The organism is Mesorhizobium sp. M0571, from assembly GCF_040320985.1.
GTDB lineage: Bacteria > Pseudomonadota > Alphaproteobacteria > Rhizobiales > Rhizobiaceae > Mesorhizobium.
Map to the genome: position 1 here is coordinate 24,621 of NZ_JAMYQT010000022.1, position 20,821 is coordinate 45,441.

19 protein-coding genes are annotated in these 20,821 nt (G+C 59.1%); 12 read left to right on the top strand and 7 right to left on the bottom strand.

The window, feature by feature from the left end; translation table 11 throughout:
- The first annotated feature begins 64 nt into the window (after window positions 1–64).
- On the top strand, window positions 65–1,726 hold the full coding sequence (locus NKI85_RS23910; protein ID WP_352778341.1) for a DNA polymerase/3'-5' exonuclease PolX: 1,662 nt from the start codon (window positions 65–67) through the stop codon (window positions 1,724–1,726).
- A gap of 21 nt (window positions 1,727–1,747) precedes the next feature.
- Here the strand turns inward: NKI85_RS23910 and NKI85_RS23915 are convergent, their stop codons facing one another.
- Window positions 1,748–2,386, bottom strand: a complete 639-nt coding sequence (locus tag NKI85_RS23915; RefSeq protein ID WP_352778276.1) for a hypothetical protein — start codon at window positions 2,384–2,386, stop codon at window positions 1,748–1,750.
- Window positions 2,387–2,759: 373 nt separating this feature from the next.
- On the opposite strand from NKI85_RS23915, the gene NKI85_RS23920 reads away from it, so the two are divergent.
- A complete protein-coding gene (locus NKI85_RS23920; protein ID WP_352778279.1) occupies window positions 2,760–3,074 on the top strand; it encodes an alpha/beta fold hydrolase in 315 nt (104 codons plus the stop codon).
- 600 nt (window positions 3,075–3,674) lie between these two features.
- Here NKI85_RS23920 and NKI85_RS23925 read toward each other — a convergent pair.
- Entirely contained in the window at window positions 3,675–3,947 is a 273-nt protein-coding gene (locus NKI85_RS23925) for a hypothetical protein (RefSeq protein ID WP_352778281.1), read from the bottom strand.
- 298 nt (window positions 3,948–4,245) lie between these two features.
- Between NKI85_RS23925 and NKI85_RS23930 the strand changes: the two genes are divergently transcribed.
- From NKI85_RS23930 to NKI85_RS23945, 5 genes are all read left to right on the top strand, one after another.
- A complete protein-coding gene (locus NKI85_RS23930; RefSeq protein WP_352778283.1) occupies window positions 4,246–5,115 on the top strand; it encodes an MBL fold metallo-hydrolase in 870 nt (289 codons plus the stop codon).
- Window positions 5,116–5,469: 354 nt separating this feature from the next.
- Complete coding sequence (locus NKI85_RS23935) at window positions 5,470–5,922, top strand: YidB family protein (RefSeq protein ID WP_502900686.1); 453 nt, start codon at window positions 5,470–5,472, stop codon at window positions 5,920–5,922.
- Window positions 5,923–6,073: 151 nt separating this feature from the next.
- Window positions 6,074–6,406, top strand: a complete 333-nt coding sequence (locus NKI85_RS37945; protein WP_502900687.1) for a TPR end-of-group domain-containing protein — start codon at window positions 6,074–6,076, stop codon at window positions 6,404–6,406.
- A gap of 424 nt (window positions 6,407–6,830) precedes the next feature.
- Window positions 6,831–7,082, top strand: coding sequence for an alpha/beta fold hydrolase (locus tag NKI85_RS23940; protein ID WP_352690972.1), 252 nt, complete (start codon window positions 6,831–6,833; stop codon window positions 7,080–7,082).
- 504 nt (window positions 7,083–7,586) lie between these two features.
- Complete coding sequence (locus tag NKI85_RS23945) at window positions 7,587–8,507, top strand: ArsR/SmtB family transcription factor (protein WP_352778286.1); 921 nt, start codon at window positions 7,587–7,589, stop codon at window positions 8,505–8,507.
- A 233-nt stretch (window positions 8,508–8,740) separates the two neighbouring features.
- Here the strand turns inward: NKI85_RS23945 and NKI85_RS23950 are convergent, their stop codons facing one another.
- Complete coding sequence (locus NKI85_RS23950) at window positions 8,741–9,664, bottom strand: glycoside hydrolase family protein (RefSeq protein WP_352473704.1); 924 nt, start codon at window positions 9,662–9,664, stop codon at window positions 8,741–8,743.
- Window positions 9,665–10,063: 399 nt separating this feature from the next.
- Here NKI85_RS23950 and NKI85_RS23955 point away from each other — a divergent pair, with 399 nt between their 5' ends.
- The gene (locus NKI85_RS23955; RefSeq protein ID WP_352778288.1) at window positions 10,064–11,236 is read left to right on the top strand and encodes a glycosyltransferase family protein; all 1,173 of its coding nucleotides are present in this window, start codon (window positions 10,064–10,066) and stop codon (window positions 11,234–11,236) included.
- A gap of 2 nt (window positions 11,237–11,238) precedes the next feature.
- A complete protein-coding gene (gene glf, locus NKI85_RS23960; protein ID WP_352778346.1) occupies window positions 11,239–12,381 on the top strand; it encodes a UDP-galactopyranose mutase in 1,143 nt (380 codons plus the stop codon).
- A 147-nt stretch (window positions 12,382–12,528) separates the two neighbouring features.
- Here glf and NKI85_RS23965 read toward each other — a convergent pair whose 3' ends face one another.
- Together NKI85_RS23965 and NKI85_RS23970 are read right to left on the bottom strand one after the other, a co-directional pair.
- The gene (locus tag NKI85_RS23965) at window positions 12,529–13,695 is read right to left on the bottom strand and encodes a glycoside hydrolase family 1 protein (RefSeq protein WP_023677857.1); all 1,167 of its coding nucleotides are present in this window, start codon (window positions 13,693–13,695) and stop codon (window positions 12,529–12,531) included.
- A gap of 206 nt (window positions 13,696–13,901) precedes the next feature.
- Entirely contained in the window at window positions 13,902–14,426 is a 525-nt protein-coding gene (locus NKI85_RS23970) for a YciE/YciF ferroxidase family protein (protein ID WP_023677856.1), read from the bottom strand.
- 728 nt (window positions 14,427–15,154) lie between these two features.
- Between NKI85_RS23970 and NKI85_RS23975 the strand changes: the two genes are divergently transcribed.
- Both NKI85_RS23975 and NKI85_RS23980 read left to right on the top strand, forming a co-directional pair.
- Window positions 15,155–15,553 (top strand): DUF2231 domain-containing protein, encoded by a 399-nt coding sequence (locus NKI85_RS23975; protein ID WP_352706236.1) that lies wholly within the window; start codon window positions 15,155–15,157, stop codon window positions 15,551–15,553.
- A gap of 8 nt (window positions 15,554–15,561) precedes the next feature.
- Window positions 15,562–15,825 carry an SDR family NAD(P)-dependent oxidoreductase gene (locus NKI85_RS23980; protein ID WP_352706234.1) on the top strand — a complete coding sequence of 88 codons (264 nt, stop codon included), beginning with the start codon at window positions 15,562–15,564 and terminating at the stop codon, window positions 15,823–15,825.
- Between the two features lie 1,774 nt (window positions 15,826–17,599).
- Here the strand turns inward: NKI85_RS23980 and NKI85_RS23985 are convergent.
- Both NKI85_RS23985 and NKI85_RS23990 read right to left on the bottom strand, forming a co-directional pair.
- Window positions 17,600–17,983, bottom strand: coding sequence for a hypothetical protein (locus NKI85_RS23985; RefSeq protein ID WP_352778292.1), 384 nt, complete (start codon window positions 17,981–17,983; stop codon window positions 17,600–17,602).
- Window positions 17,984–18,981: 998 nt separating this feature from the next.
- On the bottom strand, window positions 18,982–19,335 hold the full coding sequence (locus NKI85_RS23990; protein WP_023680319.1) for a hypothetical protein: 354 nt from the start codon (window positions 19,333–19,335) through the stop codon (window positions 18,982–18,984).
- Between the two features lie 655 nt (window positions 19,336–19,990).
- Between NKI85_RS23990 and NKI85_RS23995 the strand changes: the two genes are divergently transcribed.
- Complete coding sequence (locus NKI85_RS23995; protein WP_352778348.1) at window positions 19,991–20,500, top strand: ferritin-like domain-containing protein; 510 nt, start codon at window positions 19,991–19,993, stop codon at window positions 20,498–20,500.
- Window positions 20,501–20,821 lie beyond the last annotated feature (321 nt).

Below are 20,821 nucleotides of genomic sequence, written 5' to 3' on the forward strand. Positions count from 1 at the left end.
AACGCGGCGCTCATGGCCTTGCCTGATTGGAACCTGCGGAGATCGGCCTCGTTTGGCTGAAGCCATGGCAAAAATCGATCCGAGGACCGTCGCCAGTCTTTTGAGGGAATACGCGCAACGGGCGTCTATGCGCGGCGACAATCCCTATCGCACAAAGGCATACTTGCGCGCGGCAGACAGTCTGACGGCGCTGTCGCAGCCGCTTGATCGGATCATCGCCGCCGGCGCCCTCACCAAGATCCCGGGGATCGGTGACGCGATCGCAGACATCGTGACCAAGCTTTACCAAACCGGCACGCACCCAAGCCTTGAGAAGCTGCGCGAGGATGTTCCAGCGGGCGTGATGGAGCTGTTTGCCATACCCGGGCTTCGTCCCGATAAGATACTGAAGATTCATCAGGCGCTCGGCCTGAACTCGCTGGCGGAGCTCGAGGCCGCAGCAAGAGAAGACCGCATACGCCCAGTCAAAGGCCTCGGCGCCGCGCTTCAGACAAAGCTCCTGCAGCACCTGGCCATCGTGCGAAGCGGCGAAACGCAACTTCACCTGCACAAGGCCGCCGCTCTTCTCGAACATGCGGTCATATCGGTGAAGCAAGAGCATCCAGAATTTTCGCGCGTCGAAATTGCAGGTGACTTCCGGCGCGGTTGCGAGCTCGTTTCCGACTTCGCCCTGGTAGCGCAGGGCAGAAAGTCGACTGGAATCGAGGATACGAGCCTCAGGCTTGTTGTCACGGACAGGAAGCACTTTGGCGCGAGCCTGCTCGAAGCAACCGGTTCGGCAGACCACCTTGAGCAACTGAAGACGTTCGCGGCCGACAAGGGATTCACCCTGAACGCCGACGGGCTTCATCGCGGGAGAAAGCTGATCGCGTCAGCGACAGAAGAAGAAATCTACCAAGCTCTAGACTTGCAGTTTATCGAGCCTGAATTGCGCGAAGGCAGGGACGAGATTAAGCGAGCGGCAAAGCAGAAGCTACCCGCCCTCATTCGGGATGAAGATCTGCATGGCATCCTGCATTCTCACACGACCGCATCCGATGGCACCGAAACGCTTGAGGCAATGGCTGAAGCCACGCGCAAGCGCGGTTTCGAATACTATGGTGTCGCCGATCATTCGCAGTCCGCTCACTACGCAGGCGGCCTTTCGTTGCAGGAGATTGCTGAACAGCACCGGGAAGCTGACCGGCTGAACAAGGCATACAAGGGAAAATTTCGCATACTGAAGGGCATCGAGGCGGACATCCTGGCGGATGGCTCGCTCGATTACCCGAATCATATCTTGGAGCAGTTCGATTTCGTCGTCGCGAGCGTGCACAGCCGCTTCAACTTGCCCAAGAAGGAACAGACGGAGCGTATCATTGAAGCGATCGGAAATCCTCGGACGACAATCATCGGGCACATGACCGGTCGCCAGCTGTTGCGCCGGCCCGGTTATGATCTTGACGTCGACAAAGTCCTCAAAGCGTGTGCGAAACACGGCGTCGCTGTCGAAATCAACGCACATCCGTGGCGACTCGACCTCGACTGGCGCTGGCATCAAAAGGCACTCGATCAGGGCTGCATCTTCAGCATCAATCCGGACGCTCATTCGATCCGCGAGCTCGACCACATGCATTGGGGTGTCGAGATGGCGCGCAAGGGCGGTGTCCCTGCGAAGCGGGTCCTGAACGCGATGCGTTTGACGGCCCTCCTTGCGCATCTCGCACGGCGCAGGCAAACGTCCTAACCTGCTTGTGCGCCCGGCGTATCAGCGCAGGAGTCCCTCATTCTCAAAATCTTCCCAGCCGCGCAAACTGGAGTGCGAGTTCTCATCGGGGCCATAGCCAGCTGAAGCTGCAGTTCCGCGACCGCTTCTTTGAGCACGTTTCATAGCGGCCTTCCCCGCGGCTCGCCGCCTGTTCTCTGCAGCTGTCGCTGCGTCCTGTTCGCGCCAGACCGTAACCAGGTCGCGGTCAAGCACATCCTCCACGTGCTGCGGGTCGAACACGTGAAAGGTGATGTTCCTTGCCCGCCCGCGGAGTTTCACCGTTTTCGTCCCGGCGCTCTGCAAGCGACCATCTTTCAGCCAGCGGTGCCGTTCGGCCGTCGAGATCGTCAGAATGTCCTCGATTTCACGGGGGATTACGGGCAGGTCTTCGATATTCTGCAGTGCTTTGGATACGATCCCGAATACCACCTGCACATCATTCTCGGCGCCCTGAGACAGGCGCAGGGTGAGTACGCGGGACTCGATATGGAGCAGTTTCCTGAACTCCGTTGGAAGGCGGGCGCGTATTTCGAGAAAAATACCCTTCGCTCTGACGGACGATCCAAACGTTGCAGCCGGGGTTAAAGGCCACTCTCCAATCAGCTTCGCTGTTGCATTGATTTTACGGCGCGTGGACATGCCCCTTTATATAGGTCACTGATTTTCGGCAGCGATGAGCCGATCGCAAAGCCAATATGAGTTCTAATCCGCCAGGGTCTGAACCACGATGCCCAAAGGCGCAACCACGATTGTGAGCGGGGCCGTTTGCAACTTCGGCTAACAGGAAACGGCAGAGTTGATCTCGAAGTGCGATATCAGGCGCGTCGCCGCCTGGCGGCTTTTTGGGGGCCGTTTGCTGTCCGTCCGGTTATTGCCGAGGGACCAGTTAAAGCCGCCGTTCGGCTCACGACCTCTTCGCGGAATACAAGGCAAGTTCAGATCCCGCGGAAGCCGACATTGAACTGCCTCTCCGTTTACACGTTTGGCAAATGTTGCGAATGGAGGGAGTTGCATGTTTGAAGGTTTCTCGCTGGAGCAGATCAAACTTCCGGAAGCGACGCTCAGAGTGCGGGTTGGTGGAAGGGGCCACCGCTTCCTGATGCTGCACGGTCATCCTCGCACCCATGCCACTTGGCATCGCGTGGCGCCGATTTTGGCTGAGGAATACACCGTAATTTGCCCTGGTCTTCGGTACTCGCCCTTGCGGTGTGTCGCAACACAATCAGCGCGTCCGGTTTGCCGTGAACAGATCTTGCTGATGCACCAGTTCGTCCGCGACGGGCTGACGGAGGCGGCGTGTGCCATTCGGGTGGATGGCCGAAAATAACCCCACCTCTGCATGACGCGAATTGTCCCAGCCCGGGTAGGCCGTTATCGGGTACAGGCAAATACCCTCGAATCGATGCTCCGACACCCATAGCGGCACGCACCTCGTCGCGGCATACATAGTGGAGCCAAGCCGGCCCGCCGGATCCCTCTGAGCCGGTCTCGGCAATGAACATCGGCTTACCGTACCGATGAGCAACCTCGAGCAACATTTCCGACAAAGCGCGGTACTCATGGTGTCCCATCGATATCGTCGGCCCGTTTATTTACCATTGATTGTGCGGCTAGAAATTCAGGCCCACGACATCGATAACATCTTCGCTCCCGCCCAACTCAGGTTCGACGCGGCCCAGCAACATGTCGTAAGCTTCGAACTGCCCCTGACGGGCGTTTTCGGCCCGACCCCGTTCGCTGCGGGTCCGCACGAGGAGCGATTTGGATAAGGGGCTCGGCCCAGACAAATCTGCAGGCGGGGTCGATCTCCCGCATTGCACGAACACCCGCGATGGCAGCCTTCACGAGATGCCGCTTGAACCATCCACGTTTGTTCGGCCCCACGCGGGAAATAGCCGACCTCAACAGCCCATGCGAAAAAGGAGATCTAGTTGATGGGACACAACAGAGGCGGTGTTCCGGCGATCGAACGCTGTACGCTCACGGCTTCTGCCGCGAACGAGGCATAGGCGTCGATGAAATGCAGCGATTGCTGATCGACATGGTCTGGAGATCCGTAATGGAAGATGTCCCAGATAACCCTGGACACCTGCCGATCGGGCCGCCTCGACCATTGGCGCCCAACTTGACCAGTCATAGGCGAAGCTTGCGGAACCGGAGCCTCCACCTGGTGCTCGTCCATACGCCCCACTTCGCTCATTCGAAGTCTTCTTTCAGCAGTCGGCTTCGAACTCGGCCGCCTTGTTAGGACCGGGAACCGCGTTGGCGAAATACCGCATCCAATGGGGCGCGCGCCATCTTCGTTGCTCAGTCCAGGTCGTCCTGGCGCGACCGGGTAATGCCGAACCGATTTGGTCGAGCCTTTGTTCCTGTGGTGGACTGTCCGGAGCTGGGTGGCGAAGGAGGAACAAGGAGGGCCGTGCCAAGTTCGGGGCGATATACCACCGCCGCCGATCGACTCGAGCGGCTGCTCAGCAACAAGAGAGGCACGGGATCACATGACCGTTCAGATTCGACTTTCCGAGATCGACCACGCCAGGCGCGAGGATCGTGGCGACGGCGCTTGGAGCATCGCACCGGACTTGGGCTATTTGCGCCTAGCAATCGTCAATGTCGTGTTCTTCGGCGCACCGGGCAGCGGAGATCGGAACTGGATGCTGATCGATACCGGGTTGCCGACGTCCCGCGGCAGCATTCTTGCGGTCGCGGAAAAGCGGTTTGGCACGAACGCACGGCCGGCCGCGATCATCCTGACCCACGGCCATTTCGACCATGTGGGAACGGTTCTAGACCTCGCGAATAGGTGGGACGTGCCTATCTTCGCGCATCCACTCGAGCGCCCCTATCTGGACGGAACCGCGTCCTATCCGCCACCGGATCCCTGGGTCGGGGGTGGACTGATGGCGCTGCTTTCGCCGCTTTTCCCACGGGGGCCAATTGATCTTGGCAACCGTTTGGAACTCCTACCTGCCGACGGATCGATCCCCGGAATGCCCGGATGGCGATGGCTACACACACCCGGGCACGCTCCGGGGCATATCTCGCTCTGGCGCGAGGAGGACCGCTCGCTGATCGTAGGGGACGCTTTCATCACCACCGGTCAGGAGTCAGTCTATGAGGTCGCCGTTCAGGATCTTGAGATGCACGGTCCGCCGCGCTACTTCACGCCGGACTGGGATGCGGCGGAAAGATCCGTGAAGCACCTGGCTGCCCTGAACCCGCGGATGGTCATCAGTGGACACGGTGCGGCTGCTGCGGGAGTGGGCATGCGTCAAGCTCTTGACAGCCTGGCTGAGCGGTTCAGGGTGTTCGCCGTCCCGCCGAAATTGAAATTCGTGCGCGAGCCGGCGGCAGTCCAAGGTAGCTGAGGCTAACCGAGCCGTCGTCGTTCTGAAGTATGGTCAAGTTGGGCAGACTCTGTCTCTCGAGCCGGTAGAGTTACCCGTCGGGTCGCGCGCCCCATCGTCGCCGACAAACTCTGACAAGCGGAACAAACCCGGGAGGCGCCGGGTTAGGGCGTTCGATCGGCGCAGGGCGACTGCGGCCAAGCGCCCCGAAGTTCTGCGTCAGGAGAAGACGTCAGATGGAAAACGAGTACCCGAAGGACGCGTCCTGTCCGCCCGCGAGCCGACCGGCAAGAAGTTGTTCGAGTCCACACGCGTCGGCATCCGCCAAGACTTGGCTTTGATTCGCTCATCGGCCAAAACCGTGGAGGAGACCAAATGGCAAATCTGGGAAGATTGGCGATCGCGATGCTTGGCGTTCTGGCATACCAAAACCGCGACAAGCTCTGTGAATTGATTCCGGGAGCGGGGTATCTTAACCCAAACGACCCGCAACGCAGAATTCTGGCTCAGATAACGAATGGCGTGTCGAGGGCTGACCTTGGTGAGATCCTCGACCGGTTCAGGGAGGTGGGGGCAGGATCGAAGGTCGACTCGTGGGTTGGCAGCGGGCCAAACCAACCGATTGAGCCAAGGGACGTCCAAGCGGCAATGGACGAAGGTACACTCACGTCCATTTCGATGCAGACGGATCTTTCGCGCGAGGAGCTAATCAGAAGGATTGCGCGGGATCTACCCGAGACAGTCAACGAGATGACGCCGAATGGTGAATGGCCGCCTGAGCCGACACATGGCTTGGATAAGTCGACCCTGCTCGACAATGTATCCTAGGGGACACAGCCAGGAATGCAGCCGGCCAAGGCGAGATCCAGGGTGGCAACTCTACACGGGGGGGACGCTCCTGCGCGATCGCCTTCATCCGCTCGCGAACCAAGGGTCTGTTTCGAGCGCGCCGAACGCTCAACTGGCCGCCATTCTGAAAATGCGGCACCGCTGCATCGCGGCGCCCTCGCTCGCGTATATCGGTGAGCGGAAGAAGGCGCGTTCCTGGCTGGCCAGAGCGCTGGCGATCGATCCGGACGACTTCGTGACGCAGTACAACGCCGCTTGCATGTATTCCGTGCTCGGGGAAGTGGAGGAAGCGGTGCGGTACCTGGAAAGAGCCGTCGGAGGAAGCGTGAGTCAGAACGTATTGGAACGAATCCGTCACGAAGTCATTTCGACGCCATTCGCGATCACCCGCGGTTCGTGCAGCTTCTTAGTTCACTTGCCTTGTGACGCACAGCTGTACTTGCACAAGCTTCGGCCTGCCTAGCAGCCGCGTTCGGTTTGGGTGGCGGATTCAACTGATCGCAGCAACACACGCTCTTTTCTGAAAGATGGAGTGTGAGCCATGAAGCAGCGAAGTCGCATCTACTACTCGGCCGCTCAGCGCCTGAGATTTGGGTTCGATGGCAGGCGGGCGAGTCGATGAGCTCGATCGGACGACGATTCGATCGGGAGTCTTCATCGGTCCGTTCTTGCCGCCGCGCCTGGGCCTTGCACTGGCGGGCTGCCGGCCTTGCCTGTCGCCGGTGGTGTTTTCCCCCACATTTTGCTGCCGCTGCTTGTGCTGCTCACCTGGCCGCTCGCCATGGGCAAGTATTTCGCCCCGGCATCGTCTCTGCGGGGTTTGCTTCGTCGGCAAAGGACATCGCCAGCTGGCCTCACAGCTGCGGTCGATCGCGGCCGAATCGGGATTGATGCTGGCCGACGCGCTGGCCGGCGGCCGCTTCACCCGCTACAATGATCTGTTGATGCCTGCCGGCATTATTGCCGGGGCCGGCGACCGGTTGTTCGATGCGAAAGCCGAGGCTCTTAGACTACAATCGGAGATTCCTGGTTCCTTTGTCGATATCATCCCGCAGGCCGGCCACATGGTCCACCACACCGCACCGCTAGCTGTTCTCGCCATGGTGGACAGGGTCGCTGCCGCGGCCAGCATGAAGTAGGCCGGCACTGGCGCGATCCCGAAGAAGTGGAATCGCGATTTTCGGAAAAGATCATGCTCAAAAGCAATAGGTAGAACCCCGTCCCGACTCTATCGGGTGGCGAATCCGATGATTTACTTCACGGCGGCACGCACTTCAGCGAACCGCATCCTGTGCATCCATCCGCGCCGGTTCGGCTAACATCGACGTCGAGGTCCCGTATCTTGGGGATTTGGCCAGGGGAACGGCCCCAATTCCGTGTTCGGCTTCTGCCTCTCTTTGTGGCTGCCAGCATCTAGTCGTCTGCAAATCGAGGCCATGGACTGACAAGCACCCCCGCACTACAAGGAGCTGGCGGTCGGAGAACAAATGTAGACATGTCGCACCATCCTTGCGGGTACGGCTTGCGATGCATACTGACGGTCGAGGGCTTAATGTAACCAAATCAACGGCTCGGCGTTTCGGTCAGCGCCGTTGCAATGAGCGAAGCCATAACCTCTGTCACGAGCATAGACTGGCGATTTCATGAATCGCAATTTTCTGGTGATCGAACCTGAGGAAGGCATTGCCGTGCTCAAGGGGCTTGCCTCCTCGGCGCGGATCTCGATGCTGAAACTGCTGCATGAGAAGGGGCCGATGAATGTCAACGAAATCGCCGCCGTGCTGTCGCTTCCGCAGTCGACCGTCTCGACCAACATCCAGGTGCTGGAGGATGCGGGGCTGATCCGCACCGAGAGAGCGAAGAAAGGCAACCGGAAAATCTGCTATCCGACCGCCGAAAAAGTGCTCGTCGTGTTCAAGAGCGAATATCGTGCGGTCAAGAACGACGCGATCGAAGTGTCGATGCCGATCGGGCTTTATACCGGCTTCGAGGTTACCGCGCCCTGCGGCCTTTGTTCGCCGGACGGCATCATCGGTCTGCTCGATGTGCCGAACACTTTCCTCGATCCGGACCGCATGAAGGCCGGTCTGCTATGGTTCACGCGCGGTTTTGTCGAATACCAGTTCCCCAACAATGCCAAGCTCGCCAATGCCGAGATCACCGGACTCGAAGTGGCGATTGAGCTGTCCTCGGAAGTGCCGGGCACCAGCGCCGATTGGCCCTCGGACATCACTCTGACGATTAATGGCGTCGATGTCGGCACCTGGACGTCACCGGGAGATTTCGGCGACAAGCGCGGCGTCTTCACGCCCTCCTGGTGGAAGCTCAAGGGCTCGCAATACGGCAAGCTGAAGAACTGGCGAATTGCCACTGACGGCACCTATGTCGACGGCGTCAGGATTTCCGAAACCGGCCTTGTTGCACTCGATCTGAAGAGCCATCATTCAATCCGTATTCGTATCGGCGTTAAGGACGACGCCCAACGCCCCGGCGGGATCAACATTTTCGGCAAGGGCTTTGGAAATTACGATCAGGACATTGTGCTCAGGATCAAAACCGCGTGAATCGACTGGCCGCGTTGCTGCGCTCAGTTACAGTTCATTGCTAGGCTAGGCTTGCAGCTGGGACCGCCGTCCATGAGGCGACCGGCTTGCCTGACGTGTATAGATCCCTCGTCGCAAGCTTTGCCCACTGGCTGCGAATCCCCTGCTACCCTCAATCACCAGTACAAAGGGATCCGTCCCACCAACCAACAGCCAGAGCATCCTCCGTTCCGGCAAATGCCGGAACTTACCATCTAGGCAACTCTCGAAAGTATATGCCGATCCAGGTCACACTTAGCCAACCCGAACCGCCAGCGATGGTTCGTAGCCTCACGCCTGCTCTGGTAGAACAAGGTCAGTTGCCGGCCGTCGATCATCACCGTCGAATGGCCATTCTCGCCGGGCTCACCAGGGTCGAGAACGGGGCCAACGGAAACGTAGGGACCCTTGACGTCATCGGCGATGGCGAAGAAGACGCGCTGCCGGCTGCCGCGCGGACCTTCGGGGAGGAAGCAGGTGGCGTTGAGAAGCACACGACCGTCCGGCAGCTCGACGAGCTGCGCGCCTTCGATCCCCCATTCGTAATCGGGGTGCTCGCGCGCATTGTGATGTGGCACGTCGAGATGATCGAGTATCTTGCCGAGACGTTTCCATGGCCCGAACCAGGAATCGGATTGGCTGCGCGCCAGATAGACATCAGGCTGGGGCACCCTGGTGAATTTGGGCATGCCTGAATAGACGATATAGCGCTTGCCTCCGACGATTGCGGGGTGGGGATCGTAGATACCGTCCTCATCGGTGTCGGGCAGCGACAATATCGCCGGATTGAGCACCACCCAATGAAAGCCGTCATTGGACACCGCGTGCTCGCAACGTCCGCCGGACTTCATGAATTCGGTCTGGATAAACATGTGGAAGACGCCGCACTCATGAATGACGCCGGGCGCCGCAATGCCAGATCCGGTTACCGGCAAAACGATCGCCTCGTGCTCTGTCCAGGGTCCATAAAGATCCGGCGCTGTGGCGTGGAGGATTTTCCAGCTCTCTGTTGTGACGGTGCCGCTGGAGCCGAAGACGTGCCAGAGCGTGCCGTCGAACACCGGACAAGGGTCCTTCAGATCATCCACAACCTGCGGGTGAAACAATGGAAAGACGTTGGTTTCAAAGTCGATCTTCATTCGCCAGCCATCCCTCGATTCGTCTCGGTCTCCATTCAAATGAACCACCGGCGCGACTCAGATGAATCGATTCCAAGCGTATTTATAGCTCCGCTGATGAACGGTTGTTGAACGATTGAAGGATTTGAACCGCTCTGTGGCAAAGGGCCACATTTGGGGAGCCCGACCTGACGCGAGGGGCTTCATCATGTGGATCGAATGGGGGCGGCCGGCTCGCCCCTTCTCTGTCGAGCCGTCGCAAGTGGAGCGGACCGCTGGTCTCGCCCGAGACAGTTTGGAGCTATGGAACAACTTATCGGGATGGAAGTTATATAGAAGGCTGAGAACTTCATGTCAAAGCTGCCTCGATTGACTTTTGTTAGTCGAGGCATTTTGTAACTATATCGAAGGATAATCTACATGGAAATGGCGGCGGGCCGGGCCAAAACACCAAAAAACCCTGTACAACCGTCTATTTTAATTTGCTTTTCACACCTCCGATGGAACTTCGTATATCAGAGACCACAACACGTTCTGACCCTGGCGTCAAAACAGCAACAGCTAATTTACTTCGAAGAGCCGATCTTCGATGAGAGGCGCCACCCTTCGATGCGGGTGCACAATATTACCCCCAAGATCAGAATAGTGACGCCGCTGATCCCAGTTGGTACTTCCGCGACCAGGGCGGACGCAATCCAGCGCAGGTTCGTCGATCAGATCCTCGCCTCCACGCCGCATGACCGATTGACGACCTGGTATTACACGCCCATGGCGCTACGCTTCAGCGATCATCTCGCCTGTGACGTCTGCGTCTACGACTGCATGGATGAACTCTCCGCGTTCAAAGACGCTCCCGCAGAGTTGACGCAGTTGGAAAAGGCGCTGTTGCAACGTGCCGATGTCGTCTTCACGGGCGGGCAGAGCCTCTACGAGGCCAAGCGCAGCTTGCATCGGGCGATCTTTCCCTTCCCGAGCAGCATCGACGTTACCCATTTCCATCAGGCTAGGGCGCCAGGTGAAGACCCGTTCGATCAGGCCGACATACCTCACCCGAGGGTGGGGTACTTCGGGGTCATCGACGAACGGCTCGACCTTGAACTTATCGCGCATGCGGCTGCGGCAATGCCAGACGTGCATTTTGTCATGCTCGGCCCTGTCGTCAAGATCGATCGGGCGAGCCTTCCCACGGCAGGCAACCTGCATTGGCTGGGCGGCAAGTCCTATGCAGACCTGCCGAACTATCTCAGGCATTGGAGTGCCGGCTGGATGCCGTTCGCGCTCAACGAAGCGACCCGCTACATCAGCCCGACCAAGACTCCCGAGTTTCTTGCGGCAGGACTGCCGGTGTTGTCCACGGCGATCGTCGACGTTGTGCGTACCTACGGCGTCGAAGGCCTTGTCGAGATTGTCGAGGCGGAGGACATCGAGGCCAAGCTTCGCTCGATCCTGGCCCACCCCCGCGATTTCCTGGTGAAGAAGGCCGACGCCTACCTCGCCGACATGTCCTGGGAGAAGACCTGGAGCGCGATGGCTGCCCACATCGAGCGCGCCCATGCGATGAAGAGCGTCGTCCCATTCCTGAGGAGGGCGTGAGCGTGTTCGACTGGTTGATCGTAGGGGCCGGTTTCGCCGGCAGTGTGCTGGCCGAGCGTATCGCATCCCAACGGCAGGAAAGCGTCCTGATCATAGACCGACGAAATCACGTCGGCGGCAATGCCTATGACTGCTACGACGAGGCGGGAATACTAATTCACCGTTACGGGCCTCACATCTTTCACACCAACGCCCAATCGATCGTCGACTATCTGTCGCAATTCACGCAATGGCGGCCTTACGAACATCGCGTGTTGTCGCTCGTCGATGGAAAGCTGCTGCCGATACCGATCAATCTCGACACCATAAACCGCCTCTACTGCCTTGAGCTGACGTCCGAGCAGCTGCAGGACTTCTTCGCTTCGCGGCGCGAGACGGTGGAAGAAATCCGCACCGCCGAAGACGTCGTGGTGAGCACTGTAGGCAGAGAGCTCTACGAGAAATTCTTCCGCGGCTACACGAGGAAGCAGTGGGGTGTCGACCCTTCCCAGTTGAGCAAGTCAGTGACGGCGCGAGTCCCGACCCGGACCGATCGTGACGATCGCTATTTTGGTGACAGCTTCCAGAACATGCCGGCAGGCGGGTATACGCGCATGTTTCAGCGCATGCTGGATAACCCTAAGATCAAGATCATGCTGCAGACTGATTACCGCGAAATTCGCAACAAGATTCCCTTCCAGCGGATGATCTACACCGGGCCAATCGACGAGTATTTCGACTGGAAGCTTGGTCGCTTGCCCTACCGCTCGCTGCGCTTTGAGCACATGACGCTTGATTGCGAGCAGTTCCAACCGGTCGCCGTGGTCAACTATCCGCAGACGGAACAATACACACGGATCACCGAGTACAAGCATCTGACCGCTCAACAGAGTCCGAAGACCAGCCTCACCTACGAATACCCTACGGACATCGGAGATCCTTATTACCCGGTACCGCGGGCCGAAAACGAGGCGTTATACAAGCGCTATGAAGCCTTGGCCGCGGCCTGCCCGGAGGTCTGGTTCGTCGGACGTCTTGCAACATATCGCTATTACAATATGGATCAGGTCGTCGGCCAGGCATTGGCTACGTTCGGGCGCATTCAGACACGCCTGCCGGCAAACGGGATGCTCGTCACACCGACGCAGCGCGAGGCGGCCGAGTGAATGATGCGCCGGCCTGACCGGCGTCGGGCGTTCGGGCGACCCACGGCCAAAGAGGCCAACGATGTTTCTCGGCTTCTCGGCGAACAGCTCTAGATATGCTGTGCTGTTGATGCAGCTGAAAAGCGCGCACTGTTCGTATCAGCGAGGCTATAGCGCGCTTGCTTGTTGTTCCTCAAACGCCAAGAACGATTGGCGCTGGCGCTCCAACTCGTCCGCAAGTGGCTTGCGAACAGTGCGCGAGCCGTCCGCATGAATGGTGGAGAACAAGCCGACTTCGGCGTGGCGCGAATTGTCCCAACCTGGGTAGGCCGTCACCGGGTACAGGCATATACCCTGAACAGGTGCACCGAGGCTCGTCGCATCGCGCACTTCGTCGCAAACGTAGTGAAGCCAGGCTGGCCGCCCTGAACCTTCGGCGCCGGTCTCGGCGATGAACATCGGCTTCTTGTATCGTTCGGCGACCTCGACCAGCAATTCCGAAAGTGCACGGTATTCGTGGTGCCCCATCGGTATCGTTGGGCCATTCAAGTACCATTGGTTGTGCGGATAGAAGTTGAGGCCGATGACGTCCACAACGTCCTCGCTGCCGCCCAACTCCGGTTCCACGCGCCCGATCAGCATGTCATACGCCTCGAATTGGCCCTGGCGAGCATTTTCGGCGCGCCGCCGCTCGGGGTGAGTACGGTCACGAGGAGCAATATGGATCAGCGGTTCAGCCCAGATGAACCTGCAGCCGGGTTCGGCCTCCCGCATGGCCCTCACGCCGGCGACCGCTGCCCTGACAAGGTGTCGTTTGAACCATCCACGCTTGTTCGGCCCGACGCGGGGGAAATAGCCGACCTCCACAGCCCATGCAAAAAACGAAATCTCGTTGATCGGGCACACCAGGGGAGCCACCCCGGTAGCGGAGCGATGAACCCGAACAGCTTCCGCGGCGAAACGGACGTAGGCCTTGATAAACCCCGGGCCACCTTGGTCGATATGGTCTGGCGAGCCATAGTGGAAGATATCCCAGATAATCTGCACCCCGGCCGCCTGGGCTGCTTCGATCGCCGACGTCCAACTCGACCAGTCGAAGACTCCGGGCGCTGTTTCAATCAGGTGCCAGCGCAAGCCGTCGCGGATCGTGCGAAGCCCAAGCTCGGCACAACGGCGATAGTCGGCATGTGCATGGATGTCATGTGAGGTCGCGCGGATCAGATCAAGACGGGCCCCGTCGGCGCGCCTGTGGGAGGAACACTCGAAACCAGCCATGAAAAAGCTGTCGAACCCGGAAGAGCCTGCCGTGGGCCGACGAGCGGTATCCTCGTTCATACCAACATCCTGTCGCCCAAGGCGTGGGCAAGTAATCGCATTCGCAGTCCCCCATTGTCAGTTCCGGTGGCCTAGTCGAAACCGGTCGGCCACCACCACGTCGACGGCTCGGCGGCTGCGGTGTACACGTGTGCCTGGATTGGCGAATACAACCAAGCTCCAATCCAGTCTGCCGGGGGCCGCGGTCGCGTCGATTCGATCCGAAGTTATGCGGCCTGTTGCATCGCCCGTTCGTTGACGCCTGTTTCGCCTAGTCGGGTGAGCGCCTCATCGGTTGCTTTTTCTTCCTTGAGCGTCTGTTCGAGTAGCGGGACGGCGTCTTTCAAGCCAAGTAACCCGGCCCATGTGACAAGAGTCCCGTAGCGCGCTATTTCATAATGTTCGACGGACTGGGCTGCAGCCACGAGACCCGCGTCCAATGCCGGAGCCTCCTCGAATTCCTCCAAAATCTCCTGTCCTTCTTCGATGATGCCGTCGATCGCCGGGCACGTTTTCCCTTGGGCTCTCTTGCCAAAGGCGTCGAAAACTTGCTGCAGACGCTCGATCTGACCTTCCGTCTCGTCACGATGTTTTTCGAACGCCGCCTTCAACTCTTCGGACTCCGCGCCCTTTGCCATTTTCCGGAGCGCCGTCAGAATCTTGCGTTCGGCGTAGTAGATGTCTTTCAGACCATCATAGAAAAGGTCTTCCAAGCCCTTGGAGCTGCCCTGAGAGCTTTTTTTCGTCGCCATTGTCATCTCCTCTTTCATTTCTATCGACGCATGCATGGCTCTAACTGGACCAGTCTCTTGTTGTTCCTTCGGCGACGGCACACCGGCAGCCAACAGCGAGCGACGGTCGGGTTGACCGCTGATTTAAGTCCGCCGCGCCAGCAGCGGCTTGAGCATCTCGGCTGCGCTCCATTGCGGAAGTTCCGGAATGAGGATCGTCTGCCTGAAGGGTTTCCGCTGTCATCGAGTCCTTGCGGCCGCATTTTTCGCAACGGACCTTTGCCCGCACCTGATCAAGGTTCCCGATCTCTTCTCGGAGTTCGAGAGGGTTTGAGAAGCGCTTAAGGCGTTGGCGTCCCGGATCATTGCAAATTACATGGCCGGACTAGTGGACGAGGAAGAACTACTGTCGGCTTCCCGGCAGGCGCTTGGACGGCAAGTGCAGACCTGAGCGAATCCCCTGGCTAGAATTGGTCCGGAACCGTACAATAGCAAATCGTCAGCAATACAACATGGCCGCTGACGCTTGGGAGCGACTGTCGCACTCTTGGCCCAATACGAGGCATTGGTGTAATGGCGGAAGAACAAGGGCGGCTCGGCCCGAAATCTGAAATCGTCAGCGAGCTCGCGCGAGAGTCAGGCGTATCCGAACACCACATACGCGAGATAATGTCGCTGGTCGGCTTCGATCGCGGCTCAATCCTGAGGGAAGCTCGTCTCCTCAAAAAGAACAAGTAGGGCCGGCGGTTTTGCACGGCGTCGGCGGCATCTGGTCCACCGGAAATGCATTCTGGGCCGAAGCATCCTTCTGGTTGCCCGGCTTTGTCCTGTTGATGAGCGCTGCCGCGGCGCTGGCCGGCTTTACCGATTTTCTTGGAAATTCAAGGGTGCGGTCCATCAATGCAGCGTGGCACCATATGGTGGGCAATGTCGTGGCCGTGGTGCTGGCGCTGGCCAGCTTCATGCTGCGCCTAAGCGCCGGTGCCGCCGAGGGCGCCTTGCCCTGGGGCCTGGCGCTATCAACGATTGTCGTTCTGCTGCTCGTCTACACCGGCTGGAAAGGCGGAACGCTTGTCTACGAACACAGGGTAGGCGTCCATCCCGAAGAGGGTGAGGATCTCAACTCCCGCCCGGAATTATCCCGATAGGTTGACGAATGGCCGAACTGCGGGGAGCCGTCGTCGTGGTCGCCGGCGCCTCGAGCGGCATCGGCAGAGCGACTGCTCTGGGTTTGGCGCGCAAAGGCGCACGGCTAGTGCTGGTCTCAAGAAACGCGGACGCACTCGACAAGGTCGCCAAGGAGTGCGCCGGCTTGGGCGGTGAGGCGCTGACCTTTGCCACCGATATGGCGGACGATGCGGCCCGTGGAGAATGCGCAGCTTTGCCGTGTCGCGTTTCGGCAGGATCGACGTGTGGGTGAATTGCGCCGCAGTCCTGCTTTTCGGCCGCTTCGAGGAAATCCCGCCGCATGTGTGATCAGGACGTTTCTGGTGGATGGCGCCGGTACTGAACAAAGCTTGTGACCAGTCGGATGCGGTGAGTGGAAGAGCCCGCCGGCTTCCCCAGCCCCCTTGGGGTGCAACCTGTAGTGAATGGACTGGAAGACAATCTTGCCGTCCTGAATGACGGAACTGTCGGCGCCCTCAATGGCGTCGGACCTGGACGAAGTTGCCGACCAGATCAGCAGTGTATAGGGGCCGCGGACCTGTTTTGCGATGTAGTTGAACTCACCTTGAGGCAGCTGCTCGCGCAGGCGTTTGGACGACAGGCGGACGGCATCATGGCCTCTAAATTCGAATTCGCGGTCAAGAGGACCACGTCCACAGCATAGTTGCGCCTAAGATCCTCCTCGATGTCGCCAGCGGCACGAAGCCTCAGATGGTCTTCGAAAACCCCCTCTGCGGCCGAGCACGTCATGTCTCCTTTGCAGTACCGGAAAGGCCGTGGACAGCCGTCTCGTCCTTCGCGATGCTGAACGGATGCGACCCCGGTTTGTTTCTGAGGCCAACATGCGCTGGAGCCGGATTGCCTTGCACCCCCGATCACAAACGAATGAGAACATTCAATCGGGGTCCTCATGGCTTCCGCCATCGACATTCTGGCATGCTGACCAGCGACGAGGTCGGCAATTGTCCAGGACTAGAGCGGCCGGCCAGGTGCGCTTGCAGCGGTGCCGGGGGGACCTCACGCTCCAAGGCCGTCCTGGCCTTCGCCAGCGACAACCACAAGGCCTGCAAAAAAGCTTCATCTGCTTGCGGTGTTAATCCGACCTCCTTGCAATGTTCAACGATCCTGTCCTGAATCGACACTGCGGTTTCATACCGTTGGACAACCCTTGCCAGAACGTCCTGACAGGTGCCAATCGCCACCTCCCGAATGTGGTCAGCGACGCGGGAGAGAGGGCAGCACGGGTGACATCATGAGCAACGGGGCGTCCCGATCAGTCGGATGTATTCCGCTTCGGGCTGCCCATAAGAACGATCCGCCAACGCGCGTCTATAGCAATAGCTTCAGCCTTCAATTGAACAAGCAATCGTGCGGGGACTGGTCCTCACCCATGACCAGGGCTGATCCGGTCATACCGTCAAAGCCAATAATGGCCAACCTCGGCCTCGACCTCAGCCCGAAGCTTCGCCACCATTGACCCGAGACCGCTCTCGAAGAAATCGAGGTGTCAATCGGGACCGAGGCCTGCTCCACGTCAGTCCCAAGTGACGGCCTTCGAGGTGAGGCTGCAGCAATGTCAGATCCGGCGCGCTCAGGCGCCGCAACAGTTCGTTCTTGAACGAGGTTTCCATCTGCGCTGTCTCCCGATCGGGGCGGAAGCGCGATGGTCGCTCACAGCTGACGACGCCCTAACAATTGTCGACAGTCAGGGGAAAGTATACCTAAAAGGGCCGGGAGTCTCAAAAAGCTACTATGCTGACCAGAGAAGCTCGTCAGTTTGGCGATCATCAAGATGCTGCTAACAAGCAGTGTCCGCCTCTACCGGTCGAAGGTTGCCTTCGCAATCTGGTGTGCGCCTTTTGTCGAAGCATACGGCCCCAAAACTGATTCATCCTCTGGGGAAGCGAAGCGGTATCGACGCTACCTGAAAACTTACGCGCAAGCGCTCCACACTTTCGGGGCGGCGCTTTGTCGATCGCCCAGAGTAGCCAAGCACCCCTTCTTTATCCCATAGTATTCGTCTTCGCCTATTGCTCCGGAACGGCAGAGGTTTGCGGACGATTTCGTGCTGCTTCGGCAATTTCCGGGATGTATTTCGTCGCGGTGCAGCTTCGGTTCACATTGGCGCGTGCGTCGAGTACCTCTTTCTCGCAGACCCGCTTGGCGAGCTCGATAGGCACATGAACTGCCAGAGGCACTTCCACCTCGGAGATTCCAAGCTCCCGTGCGATCTGCTGTTTCACTTCGTGCCTGCCAAGCGAAACGTCGACGCCGACATCCTCGGCATCTTCGGTTGTCGATGATGCGCCTTGCCCCGGAAGATCTTGCTGCTCGGTCTGAGCAAATGACTGCACGGCAAAGAGTTGCAACGCGAACACGGCGAGCGGCAAAATTCGTTGAAATACTCTCATGCCTGGCTCCTGCAGGTGCCTTTAACAACGGCAAAGTGTTTGAAGCGTTCCAGAGGCGGGGATGCGCGCGCTCAGCGGCAGTCGAGGCGGGTTTTTTCTGTTGGCGTGGAATACGATATGGCGACCATGGTTGGGTGCCGACAGCCGACTGTGCTGGCACATCGGAGTGTAGGAAGTTGCCTACCGAGAAAGAAAGACAAGCCAGAGACGAGCGCGCCTCGGATGCTGCACGAGGATTGACCGACATTGAGCGTGCGGCACGAGACGCAAAGACCGCGGCTTCGGGAGCAGCGCCTGAAGGCCGCACTTGCTGTGACGTCGGCCCGCGGCATCTAAACCGAAGAGGACACCAAAACCGCGAAAGCCTAGCAGTCACTTGCACCACACGGGAGCTTGCATTCAACCCCACGGTGCTCAAGATCCAAGTAGGCTCTGCAGCTCTCTAGGCTCAGAACGTCGTGCACCCAAGTTAGATCCTGCTGCAGCAGTCAGGACTATCCCAGAACGAATATGGCCAGCAGGGCAACAAAGAGAACAAGGGCGATCGCGGCGCCCCAGATGAGGACCTTTCCGGTGCCGCGTTGCTCTTCCTCGCGAGAAACGTCTTTCGCCATTCCATGCATCCTTTGCGAAGGTCCAAACTGAGCAACGTGCCGTGCCAGGCTGTTCCCAACGCTCTCGGAGCCAACTTGGTGTCAGTCCAACTGCCGGTTGCCGTAGGGCTTCTTCGCTCTAGCGCTATCGGCAATACAGCGCGGCTCTCCTCTGAGCGCGACCGCAGCTCCCTTCAGGCAAGATGCGCGAGCAGACGGATAACTATCTGACCGAAAGCAAAAGAAACCACGCGTGCCCCACTGAAAGCACAAGCAAGCGCAAAGGTTCCTAAACTGATGCTCGGCTGGCGGGAACTTGCTCGCCAGCCGAGTTGAGTTCAGGCGGTGGTCGGGGGAGATCAGCCAGCCACACGCTGGTGATTCCAACCTGAGCCGATGTGCCAATCAGCAACCTTCGTCGGTCTTTTTGACCTGGCCTGGCGCGGCGGTGTTGGCTGCCGTGTCCTGCTGACCTGGCGCCGCCTGCTGAGCGCTGCCAGTCTGCTGGCCGGGCGCGCAGTCTCTGGCCGAGTTCGGATTTGTGGTGCCGCTGGTGGTGGTCGTGTCGGTGCCTTGATCGCCGGACATGTTGGTCCCGCTGCTCGTCGTGCCGGTGCCCTGATCCGTCGTGCTGGGCATGGTCGTCGTGGTCGAGGTTCCGCTCGTCGAGGTTCCGCTCGAAGTTCCGCTGGTCGTCTGGGCAAAGGAAAGCCCGGCCGACACCGCCAGCACGGCCGAAGCCAAAAGGATGCGTTTCATCTTCTTTCTCCTGTCTGAATGCGCCGGATGCGCCTGGCAAATTGAACAGGCAGACAGAAGGAGTGTTCCCCGATGAAGTTCAACTTTTGTAACTCTGGTCGTAGGTCAGCCTTAGGATGGCCGGCGTATATTAGAACCTCATGACGGCGGCTCGAGTCGAAAAGCAATCAACGAGCGGAGAGGCCGTCGCGTTCCTTGTGACTGCGGTGGCGCGGTGGGGCACAAGGCTCAATGCGGAGCGCCAGCGGCCGCGATCAGCGCCTCGTCGAGAATCCACTTCAGCTTCGCCGACCGCCCGTAGCTTCATCTGCTTGCCGTTCTTACTTGCTAGGAACGACAGACAGCGGTCTCGGTATGCCATGCGGGACCTTCAATATGTCGCCGTATGTCGCCGCGTCGGATGGCCAGGAAGCGGCCAGTGCCAGTTGGACTTTGTGATGGAGCGGCGCAGCGGCGAGCGTCCACGGGCCGTTTTCCTTGCGCCGATCTTCCGCGATCTTGGCCTTTTCCACGCATCGCTGCAGGATTTTTCGCGAGGTGAATTGAGACCCGCCACGACGCTGATCTCTGCGACGGTCAAGGCCCGTTCGGCGGGCTCTACTCCGGAACAATGTCCTCTTCTGAAAGTTTCCTTAGATCGCAAAGGAGATTCGAGATGTCAGAAAGCCGCGAATGGTTTGTCCAATGGCTTAGAGATGCCCATGCCATGGAAGAGCAGGCCGAAACGATGTTGAACGGGCAGTTGGATCGCATCGAGAACTATCCCGAGCTGAGCGACCGGATCCGACAGCACCTCGACGAGACGAAGCAGCAGGCTGCCCGGCTGAAGACTTGTCTCGATCAGATGGACGAGGGTTCATCCACGATGAAGGACGCTGGCGGTAAGCTGACGGCGATGGCGCAATCGCTGAGCGGCGTCTTCGCTGGAGACGAGGTGATGAAAGGATCGCTCGCGAGCTACACGTTCGAGCACATGGAAATCGCCTCCTACACGATCCTGATTGCCGCTGCTCGATCGCTCGGCGAAACGGAGGCTCTTCGGGCTTGCGAAGAGAATCTGCGAGAGGAAGTCGCGATGGCGGATTGGCTGAAAACCCGTCTTCCCTCAACAACCGAGCAGTTCCTTGCGCGGGCCGAAGCGGACAGCGACAGCGCCAAGCGGTGATCGGGTAGGAACGTAGTGACCGTGAACTGGGTGATCGGGATTCGTCCGCTAGCGCGTCCCCCTTCGTGAACGCTGGGCAACGAACACGCCTAGCAGGCGGTCGTCGAGCTGCGCATTTCGAGAAATTGCAACGACGAGCGATGCTAATATTGCGGCGTCGTCACTTAGAGAGTTGAAGCGTTCGTTTGCGCAAGCCTGGTCGAATACGCATTGGCACTAGTCTAGCCAAGATCGGAAGGGCTAGTCTGGCGCAGCGCTCGGCGAGATCAAGCTTGAGGGGGCGTGTTAAAACGTTCGAAACGAGGTCGCGATAGCGGAATG

Bases quoted from the DNA above. Each gene is read 5' to 3' on its own strand.
- NKI85_RS23910 (WP_352778341.1), top strand. From the start codon at position 65: ATGGCAAAAATCGATCCGAGGACCGTCGCCAGTCTTTTGAGGGAATAC.
- NKI85_RS23915 (WP_352778276.1), bottom strand. From the start codon at position 2,386: ATGTCCACGCGCCGTAAAATCAATGCAACAGCGAAGCTGATTGGAGAG.
- NKI85_RS23920 (WP_352778279.1), top strand. From the start codon at position 2,760: ATGTTTGAAGGTTTCTCGCTGGAGCAGATCAAACTTCCGGAAGCGACG.
- NKI85_RS23925 (WP_352778281.1), bottom strand. From the start codon at position 3,947: ATGAGCGAAGTGGGGCGTATGGACGAGCACCAGGTGGAGGCTCCGGTT.
- NKI85_RS23930 (WP_352778283.1), top strand. From the start codon at position 4,246: ATGACCGTTCAGATTCGACTTTCCGAGATCGACCACGCCAGGCGCGAG.
- NKI85_RS23935 (WP_502900686.1), top strand. From the start codon at position 5,470: ATGGCAAATCTGGGAAGATTGGCGATCGCGATGCTTGGCGTTCTGGCA.
- NKI85_RS37945 (WP_502900687.1), top strand. From the start codon at position 6,074: ATGCGGCACCGCTGCATCGCGGCGCCCTCGCTCGCGTATATCGGTGAG.
- NKI85_RS23945 (WP_352778286.1), top strand. From the start codon at position 7,587: ATGAATCGCAATTTTCTGGTGATCGAACCTGAGGAAGGCATTGCCGTG.
- NKI85_RS23950 (WP_352473704.1), bottom strand. From the start codon at position 9,664: ATGAAGATCGACTTTGAAACCAACGTCTTTCCATTGTTTCACCCGCAG.
- NKI85_RS23955 (WP_352778288.1), top strand. From the start codon at position 10,064: ATGGAAATGGCGGCGGGCCGGGCCAAAACACCAAAAAACCCTGTACAA.
- NKI85_RS23965 (WP_023677857.1), bottom strand. From the start codon at position 13,695: ATGAACGAGGATACCGCTCGTCGGCCCACGGCAGGCTCTTCCGGGTTC.
- NKI85_RS23970 (WP_023677856.1), bottom strand. From the start codon at position 14,426: ATGGCGACGAAAAAAAGCTCTCAGGGCAGCTCCAAGGGCTTGGAAGAC.
- NKI85_RS23980 (WP_352706234.1), top strand. From the start codon at position 15,562: ATGGCCGAACTGCGGGGAGCCGTCGTCGTGGTCGCCGGCGCCTCGAGC.
- NKI85_RS23985 (WP_352778292.1), bottom strand. From the start codon at position 17,983: ATGAGAGTATTTCAACGAATTTTGCCGCTCGCCGTGTTCGCGTTGCAA.
- NKI85_RS23990 (WP_023680319.1), bottom strand. From the start codon at position 19,335: ATGAAACGCATCCTTTTGGCTTCGGCCGTGCTGGCGGTGTCGGCCGGG.
- NKI85_RS23995 (WP_352778348.1), top strand. From the start codon at position 19,991: ATGTCAGAAAGCCGCGAATGGTTTGTCCAATGGCTTAGAGATGCCCAT.